This window comes from Pseudonocardia sp. McavD-2-B (genome assembly GCF_024124365.1).
Lineage (GTDB): Bacteria > Actinomycetota > Actinomycetes > Mycobacteriales > Pseudonocardiaceae > Pseudonocardia > Pseudonocardia alni.
This window is the reverse complement of sequence record NZ_JAMXSG010000266.1, coordinates 1-8,196: the sequence shown is the minus strand read 5'-3', so window position 1 is coordinate 8,196 and position 8,196 is coordinate 1. Positions and strand designations below refer to the sequence as shown.

Below are 8,196 nucleotides of genomic sequence, written 5' to 3'. Positions count from 1 at the left end.
CGGCAGACCGGACGGACCGCAGGGGCGCCCCGCCGACACACGCCCGGCAGGTCCGGGCGGGTCCGCGCCGGAGGCCCCGCGCGACACCTCGCGTTCCGCTCCTCCTCGGCCACCGCACACCGGTCTCGCCGCCGGTGCCGCGGCAGGCACCGCCGCAGCAGGAACCGCCGCAGCAGGCTCGGCGGCGGGAGGCTCCGCGGCGAAGGCCCGGGGCGGCCGCGGTGAGAGGCGCGAGGGGAACAGCACGCTGTCCCCGCCCGCCGGCAGGTCGGCCGCACCCGACCCCGCGCGGCGCACCCTCGCCGCCGCGCTCGGACTCACCGTGGCGTCCACCGTGGTGCCCGGCAGCGGACACCTCGCGCTGCGCCGCCGTCGTACCGGTGGGCTGATCCTCGGCACGGTGGTCGCGATCGTCGTCGGGCTGGCGGCGGTGGTGCTCCTGGCCCGGCGCTCGACGCTGCTCCAGAACCTGCTGTCGACGACCACGCTGACCGTCATCGCGGTGGCGCTGGTGGTCGCCGGGATCGCCTGGATCGCCCAGGTCGCGCGGACCTACGCACTGGCCCGGCCGCGCGGGATGCCGCTCGGTCGGAAGATCCTCGGCACCGGGACCGCGGCCCTGCTGTGCCTCACCGTCGCCGTGCCCTTCGGCTACGGCGTCGAGCTGATGAACTCCCAGCGCGGGCTGCTGAACTCGCTGTTCCAGGGCGGCGGGACCTCGGCGGCCGAGGCGCTGGGCAAGCCCCGGCTGAACGTGCTGCTGCTGGGCAGCGACGCCGGCGACGACCGGACCGGTACCCGTACCGACACCATGATGGTCGCCAGCATCGACACCCGTTCCGGCCGGACGACGCTGTTCAGCCTGCCCCGCAACATCCAGCGGGCCGAGTTCCCGCCGGGCAGCCCGGCCGCGGAGGAGTTCCCGGACGGCTTCCACGACCCGTCGCAGCCGTTGTCGGGCGACTACCTGCTCAACGCCATCTACGCCTATGCCGAGCAGCACCCGGAGATCGCGCCGTCGGGACCGACGTCGTCGCCGGGCATCAACCTGCTCCAGTCCTCGATCGCGTACATGACCGGCCTGCCGCTGGACTACTACCTCGAGGTCAACATGGCCGGGTTCTCCTCGATGATCGACGCCGTCGGCGGGGTCACCGTGAACGTCGGGCCCGAGCCGATCCCGGTCGGTGGCGTCACCGCGTTCGGCAGGCACGTCACCCCGGACCGCTACATCAGCCCCGGGGTGCAGACCCTGGGCGGTGAGGACGCGCTGTGGTTCGCGCGCTCCCGCCGGGACGGCACCGACTACCAGCGGATGGGCCGCCAGCGCTGCCTGATCCAGGCGGTCATCTCGCAGACGACCGCGACCGAGCTGATCTCCCGGTTCCAGAGCATCGCCGCGGTGACCCGGGACAACGTCGCCACCGACATGCCCCAGCAGGTGCTGCCCGCGCTGGCCGTCCTGGCCGACGAGGGGTTCCGGCTGGAGAGCGTCGCGTTCGACCCGTCGCTGCCGGACCCGAACTCCTCGACGGGCTACTTCGTCACCGCCGACCCCGACGTCTCCTACATGCGCGAGGTCGTCCGCAACGCCATCGCCGACCCGGCCCCGGAGCCGGCGCCCGGGACCGCCCCGGCGCTCGCCGCCCCGACGGCGCAGCCGTCCCCGAGCACGGAGTCGTCGCGGTCGTCCTCGGCGAGCGCGTCGCCGACCCCCGACCCGGCCGCGGCGCTGCCGCAGTCGGTCGAGGAGTCCTGCGCGTCGACGGGCGCGGCCGACGTCCCCGCCGGGGGCGAGCCCGGCACGTCGCAGGACCCGTCCGCGACCGGTTCGAGCGGGGTCTCCGGCTCCGATCAGGTCGACGGCCTCCGTCCCGACCAGAACTAGCCCTCCGCGGCCGAGCCCGCCGCACCGGTCGGGCGACCGGGGCAGAGCGCCGCTCAGGCCGTCGCGAACGCCCCGAGCACGTGGTCCGGCCGGATCCCGTCGAAGTGGGAGCGCCAGATCCCGTGGTAGAGGACCTCCTCCTCGCTACGCAGCGGCCAGGAGTCGGACGGGTGCTCGGGCACCCCGTCGGTGACCCCGGTGTCGGCCGCGGCGGCGGCCTTGCGGGCGGCCAGCTCGGCGAGCACGGTGCCGGCGCCGGAGCCGTCGCCGAACTGCTCCTTGCCGCGCCACAGCAGATCCTCGGGCAGCCAGCCCTCGAACGCCTCGCGCAGGATCGCCTTCTCGGGGCGGCCGTCCGGGCACTGCTTCCACTCCGGCGGCAGCGCCAGCGCGGCCCGGACCAGGCCGGAGTCCAGGAACGGCTCGCGGGCCTCCAGGCCGAAGTACATGGTGGTGCGGTCGCAGCGCTGCAGGTTGAGGTGGTGCAGCTGCTCCAGCGAGCGGACCAGCTCGGCCTGCAGGGTGTCCGGGTCGGCGTACTCGGGGCCGTGGATGTAGGAGTAACCGGCGAACAGCTCGTCGGCACCTTCCCCGGTGAGCACGACCTTGACCTTCTTCGCCGCCTCGCGGGCGAGGATCAGGTTGGGCACCGCGCTGCGGACCAGGGCCGGGTCGTAGTGCTCGATGACCTCGACGGCGTGGTCGAGGGCCTCGGCGATGTCCTCGGGGGTCACCAGGATCTCGTGGTGGTCCGACCCGATGTGCGCGGCGACCTTGCGGGCCGCGATCAGGTCACCGGACTCGGCGGTCCCGACGGCGAAGGTGGGCAGCTGCTCGCCTCGGGCCCGGGCCTCCTGCGCGGCGATGGCCGCGACCAGCGCCGAGTCCAGGCCACCGGACAGGAACACGCCGACACCGACGTCGGACATCATCCGGCGACGGACCGCGGACACCACGGCCTCGCGCACCCGGGACAGGTCCGCGTCGTCCCAGCCGGGGCGGATCGCGCGGCGTGCCGGGCGGACCTCGACCGGCACGGCGTCGGCGAACCGCACCAGCCCCGACGACGGGCTCCACAGGCAGCCGGGCGGGAACGAGCGCACGTACGGGCGGTCCTCGGGGTCGAACGCGCGGAGCTCGCTGGCGAACAGCACCGTCTCCGACGGGTCCGGCGCGGTGTACGGGACAGCCCCGGACGCACCGCCGCCGCCGTCACGGAGCTCTGCCGGCGGCACCCAGTACAACGGCTTCACGCCGAACGGATCCCGGGCGACGAGCCCGGCGCCGTCGGTGCGCCCCATGGCGACGGCGAACATGCCGTTCAGCGAGGCGACCGCGGCCTGGCCGTCCCACATCACCGCGTGCAGCGCGGCCTCGGTGTCGGACTTGGTGCGCACCGTGCCGTCCGGGAACGCCTTGGCGATGCGCTCGTGGTTGTAGATCTCGCCGTTGCCGACGATCCACGCGGTGCGGGCGGCGTCGGACATCGGCTGGTGCCCGCCGCTGACGTCCATGATCGACAGGCGTTGGTGCCCGAGCCAGGCGTTCCCCACGACCTGCACGCCGGTGTCGTCGGGGCCGCGGTGCGCCACCCGGGCGAGCATCCGCTCGTACTTCCCGGGGTCGGCGGGCTCACCGCCCGGCCACGCCGTGGGTCCACCGAACGCAGCCACGATCCCGCACATGGGCTCCATCGTCGCACGGTCGCGCGAACCCGCATCCCGGCTTCCGCTCCCCCACCGTGTGAGTTCGGACTCTGAAAGGCGTTTCCGGAGCGATCCGAATTGCCCCGGCGGCCGTGGGTTCGTACGGTCGGAGACCGGCCAGGACGGCCGCCGTCCACCGCCGACACCAGGACTCAGGGTCCGGAGGCGGGGACCGACACCGGCCATCGAGCAGGTGCGCGGTGATGCCGCGCCAGGACCGACCGACAAGGGGCGGACTCAGGTGAGCACGGCAGAGCACGACGAGCGGCAGGGCCGGCACAAGGTCGTGATCGTCGGCGGAGGGTTCGGCGGTGTGCAGGCCGCCAAGGCGCTCAAGGGCGCCGATGTCGACGTGACGATCGTCGACCGCACGAACCACCACCTCTTCCAGCCGCTGCTCTACCAGGTCGCGACGGGCATCCTGTCCCCCGGCCTGATCGCCCCGGCCCTGCGCCGGGTGCTGAAGAAGCAGAGCAACGTCCGCACCCTGCTCGCCGAGGTCGGCGACATCGACCTCGAGGCCAAGGTCGTCCACGCGGCCGCGCCGGACGGGCAGCGGATCGTGCTGCCCTACGACACCCTCGTCGTCGCCGCGGGCGCCACGCACGCCTACTTCGGGCACCCGGAGTGGGCCGAGCACGCGCCCGGCATGAAGTCGATCGAGGACGCCCGGCTGCTGCGCTCGCGCATCCTGGGTGCCTACGAGCTCGCCGAGGTCGCGACGACCGAGGAGGAGAAGCAGGCGTGGATGACCTTCGTGGTCGTCGGCGCCGGCCCCACCGGCGTCGAGCTCGCCGGTCAGCTCGCCGAGCTGGCGCAGTACGTGCTGCCGCGTGAGTACCGGTCGATCGACACCCGCTCCGCGCGGATCATCCTGCTCGACGCGGCGCCGGCGGTGCTGCCGCCGTTCGCGAAGAAGCTGCAGAACTACACGCGCAAGACCCTGGAGAAGAAGGGCATCGAGGTCCGCCTGAACACCATGGCGACCGGGATGGACGCCGACTCCATCACGGTGAAGGGCCCGAACGGCGAGGAGCGCATCACCGCCCGCACCAAGGTGTGGGCCGCGGGTGTCCAGGCCTCCCCGCTGGGCGAGCTGCTGGCGAAGGCCTCCGGCGGCGAGGTGGACCGCGCGGGCCGTCTCACCGTGGACCCGGACTGCAGCCTGCCGGACCGCCGCGACGTGTTCGCGATCGGCGACATGGTCTCCACCATCGACCGGCTGCCCGGCGTCGCGCAGGTCGCGATGCAGCAGGGCACCTACGTCGGCAAGCTGATCAAGGCACGGGCGAAGGGCGACGACACCACCCCGGCCCCGTTCAAGTACTTCGACAAGGGCTCGATGGCGACCATCGGCGCCCGCGAGGCCGTCGCCGACGTCCGCGGCATCAAGCTCACCGGCTGGCTCGGGTACTTCATCTGGTGCTACGTGCACGTGATGTTCCTGATCGGCTGGGGCAACCGCTTCGGCACGCTCTACAACTGGCTGCGGTCGCTGCGCTACGCCCGCTTCCGCGGGCACCGGCTGATCAGCGTCACCGCGTCCTACGACAAGGCGGTCGACCCGGAGAAGCCGCTGGGCGAGAAGACCGACGAGCGCGCCGAGCTGGACCCGCGGGTCTCGCCCGGCACGCCGCCCGCGCCCGAGCGCCCGGCCGCCACGGGCTGAGCCGGCCACGCACCACGACCGACGCCCGGGGGCACGTGCCCCCGGGCGTCGTCGCGTGCGCGGGTGGGCCGGGGCGTGGCACCGTGATCGGGTGACCCCGGCGATGCAGGTCCTGATGCGCGACATCGCACGGCTCTGGGACACCGCGGCCGACGCGCTCTACGACGCGGGCGACCCCGGCCCGGCGACGGCCGCGCTGGCCACCGACGTGAGCTGGACCGAACTGCCGACCGGCGCCGGGGGCCACGGCCGGGACGCGGTCGTCGCGCATCTGGCCGCCCTCGCCGCGGCCCGGCCGTCCGGGCTGACCCGGACCCGGGTGTCGCGCACCGTCGACGTCCGCCGGGTGGTCGACGAGGTCCGCGTCGGCTTCACCCACGACCGGGAACTGCCGTGGCTGGTGCCCGGGCTCGCCCCCACCGGACGCGCGGCGGAGGTGCTGGCGGTGCAGCTGGTGCGGGTGCGGCAGGGCCGGATCGACGAGGTCCGCACCCTCTGGGACGTCACGGGACTGCGCTCCGTGCTCGACGGGTGAGCCCATCGTCACCGCTTTCGCGCTTTCATGCCGCTGACCTGCGGCAACAGTCCCGCCCCCGCGCCGTGCGACGGGCGGTCGCCCGGGTGCGGTGAGCAGCGCCACGGACGGCGTCGAACAGGGCCGACACGCCCTGAGGAGGGGGTTCCCGCAGGTCGTGGCGATGTCTCTGCCAGTCTGTACCGCGATCGGAGATGGCAGTCCACCCCGGTGAGCGGGGTGCGTGAACCGAGAGGAGTTGTCAGCGATGGCTCTGCCCACCCTGACCCCGGAGCAGCGCGCCGAGGCGCTCAAGAAGGCGGCTGCGGCCCGTACCGCCCGCAAGGAGCTCCGCGACAAGATCGCCAGCGGCGAGGAGACCATCCCCGCGGTGCTGGGTCGCGCGAAGACCGACCAGATCGTCGGGAAGACCAAGGTCGCGGACCTGCTCAAGAGCGTCCCGGGCTGGGGCCCGGCGAAGGTCTCCAAGGTGATGGAGGAGGCCGGCATCGACGTGTCGCGTCGTGCCGCCGGGCTCGGCGACCGTCAGCGCGCCGCGCTGATCGAGAAGGTCGGCTGACCTTCCCCCAGCTCTTCGCGACGGCCCGGTACGCACACTGTGCGGACCGGGCCGTCGCGCGTTCCGCGGGTCAGGCCCCGATGAGGCCGTGGCCGGCGAGGAACTGCTGGGCGACCGACGTGGCGCTGCGGCCCTCCAGGTCGACGAGCCCGTTCAGCTCGATCATCACCTCGACGGTGAGCAGCTCGCCCAGCGTCGCGGCCAGGGCCCGCAGCGGCGGGTACCGGTCCACGGTCTCCGCCCGGCAGGTCAGCGCGGCCAGCTGGGTGGTGAAGAAGTCCCGGTCATCGGCCAGCACGACGAGGTCGAGCGAGCGGATCCGCGCGTCGGTGGTGAACACCTCCGCGAGGTCGCACGGGCTGGACCGGGCGACGTTGACGAAGTTCAGCGCGAAGTCGTTCTGGTAGGTCTGCGAGGCCGGGAACGTGATGCCGTAGGCGGCCTGCATGTCGGCGAACTCGCGGTCGAGGAACTCCGCGGCCCCGCAGAACGTCGCCCGGGACTCATCGGCGGCGAAGTAGGGCCCCAGGTCGGACAGCGTCCGGACCTGCGCGAGCGGGCCGTCGGCGTCGCCGCGGCGGGCGACGGCGTACTGGTTGCCGAAGCGGGCGGGCCCGAGCCAGGCGACGTCGTTCCGCTCGAGGTCCTGGGCGGCGACAGCGTCGTAGAGCGCCCGCTCACCGGGGATGGTCGTGTCGTTGCCCAGGAACAACGTCCAGCCGGTGCCGGCGTACTCCCAGTAGACGTCGACGTCGCCCTGCTCCAGGGCCGCACGGACGATCGTGGAGCCGGACAGGCCGGTCCGGTCCACGGTGCGGGCCCCGCAGGCCTGCAGCGCCAGCAGGGTGATCGCGCCGAGCACCCGCTGCTCGGTGAACTCCTTCGAGCCGACGGCCAGCTCGGCGCCGGACAGGTCGACGTCGCGGGCCAGGGACCCGCCGCGCAGCTGCTGCGGCGACGGGCCGGCGACGGCGGCCGCGGCGCCGCAGCCCGAGACGAGTGCCGCGACCCCGGCGAGCAGGCCGGGCAGCGCGCGGCGCGGGAAACGGGTGGTCATCTCAGAGCCCCTTCGGATGCAGGACGTCCTCGGCGAGGCCCGCCAGCCAGTCGATGAGCAGCGCGAGCGCCGCGACCAGCACGCTGCCGGTGACCAGGACGAGGGTGCGGTTGGACGCCAGACCGTTGGAGATGATGTCGCCCAGCCCGCCGGCGCCGATGAACGTCGCGAGCGCGACGGTGCCGGTGGTGATCGTCAGCGTGGTCCGGACGCCGGCCAGGATCACCGGGACCGCGAGCGGCAGCTCGACGGAGAACAGCACACCGCGCCGGGTCATCCCCATCCCGCGGGCCGCCTCGATCACCGAGCGGTCGACCTGCTCCAGCCCGGCGATGGTGTTCCGGACGATCGGCAGGATCCCGTGGAGGACGAAGGCGAGCACCGCGATCACGGTGACCGGCAGGGTCAGGAACGCCACCGCGAACAGCACGATGAGACCGATCGACGGGATCGCCTGGCTGATGTTGGCCACGGTCAGCACCGGCCCGGCGAAGCGGCGGGTGGCCTCGCGGGTCAGCAGCACGCCCAGCGGCACCGCGATCACCAGCACCAGCACGGACACGACGGCGGTCAGCCAGACGTGCTGCCAGGTGCGGCTCGCGATGTAGGCGGCGTCGAGGCTGCGGGCCTCGATCGAGTCGAGCTCGCGGGAGGACACGACCAGGTACAGCGTCGTCAGCGCGACGACGACCACGAGCGGCCGGGCGAGCAGCGCCGCCCACCGCCGGGCCGGGCGGGCGGTCCCGTCCGGCCGCGGCCCGGTCGTCGCGCCCGGGCGGGCG

Annotated in this window: 7 protein-coding genes; 4 read left to right on the top strand and 3 right to left on the bottom strand. The window is 73.6% G+C overall.

Annotated elements, in window-relative coordinates:
- Nucleotides 1-1,888: LCP family protein (locus NH602_RS25280; RefSeq protein WP_253069093.1), on the top strand; the 1,888-nt coding region annotated here is incomplete at its 5' end.
- 53 nt (nt 1,889-1,941) lie between these two features.
- Here the strand turns inward: NH602_RS25280 and NH602_RS25275 are convergent.
- Complete coding sequence (locus NH602_RS25275) at nt 1,942-3,582, bottom strand: asparagine synthase-related protein (RefSeq protein WP_308292881.1); 1,641 nt, start codon at nt 3,580-3,582, stop codon at nt 1,942-1,944.
- A gap of 253 nt (nt 3,583-3,835) precedes the next feature.
- Between NH602_RS25275 and NH602_RS25270 the strand changes: the two genes are divergently transcribed.
- The 3 genes from NH602_RS25270 to mihF all read left to right on the top strand — a co-directional run bounded on the left by NH602_RS25270 (nt 3,836) and on the right by mihF (nt 6,357).
- Nucleotides 3,836-5,263, top strand: coding sequence for an NAD(P)/FAD-dependent oxidoreductase (locus NH602_RS25270; protein WP_100879877.1), 1,428 nt, complete (start codon nt 3,836-3,838; stop codon nt 5,261-5,263).
- A 91-nt stretch (nt 5,264-5,354) separates the two neighbouring features.
- Complete coding sequence (locus NH602_RS25265) at nt 5,355-5,798, top strand: nuclear transport factor 2 family protein (protein ID WP_073575472.1); 444 nt, start codon at nt 5,355-5,357, stop codon at nt 5,796-5,798.
- A gap of 247 nt (nt 5,799-6,045) precedes the next feature.
- On the top strand, nt 6,046-6,357 hold the full coding sequence (gene mihF / locus NH602_RS25260) for an integration host factor, actinobacterial type (protein ID WP_020621796.1): 312 nt from the start codon (nt 6,046-6,048) through the stop codon (nt 6,355-6,357).
- Between the two features lie 70 nt (nt 6,358-6,427).
- Here the strand turns inward: mihF and NH602_RS25255 are convergent, their stop codons facing one another.
- Both NH602_RS25255 and NH602_RS25250 read right to left on the bottom strand, forming a co-directional pair.
- Nucleotides 6,428-7,414 carry a glycine betaine ABC transporter substrate-binding protein gene (locus NH602_RS25255; protein WP_073575473.1) on the bottom strand — a complete coding sequence of 329 codons (987 nt, stop codon included), beginning with the start codon at nt 7,412-7,414 and terminating at the stop codon, nt 6,428-6,430.
- 1 nt (nt 7,415) lies between these two features.
- Nucleotides 7,416-8,196: ABC transporter permease (locus NH602_RS25250; RefSeq protein WP_308292880.1), on the bottom strand; the 781-nt coding region annotated here is incomplete at its 5' end.

What these genes read in the sequence shown, in the direction of transcription:
- mihF (WP_020621796.1), top strand. Translation starts at nt 6,046, where the DNA reads ATGGCTCTGCCCACCCTGACCCCGGAGCAGCGCGCCGAGGCGCTCAAG.
- NH602_RS25255 (WP_073575473.1), bottom strand. Translation starts at nt 7,414, where the DNA reads ATGACCACCCGTTTCCCGCGCCGCGCGCTGCCCGGCCTGCTCGCCGGG.
- NH602_RS25275 (WP_308292881.1), bottom strand. Translation starts at nt 3,582, where the DNA reads ATGGAGCCCATGTGCGGGATCGTGGCTGCGTTCGGTGGACCCACGGCG.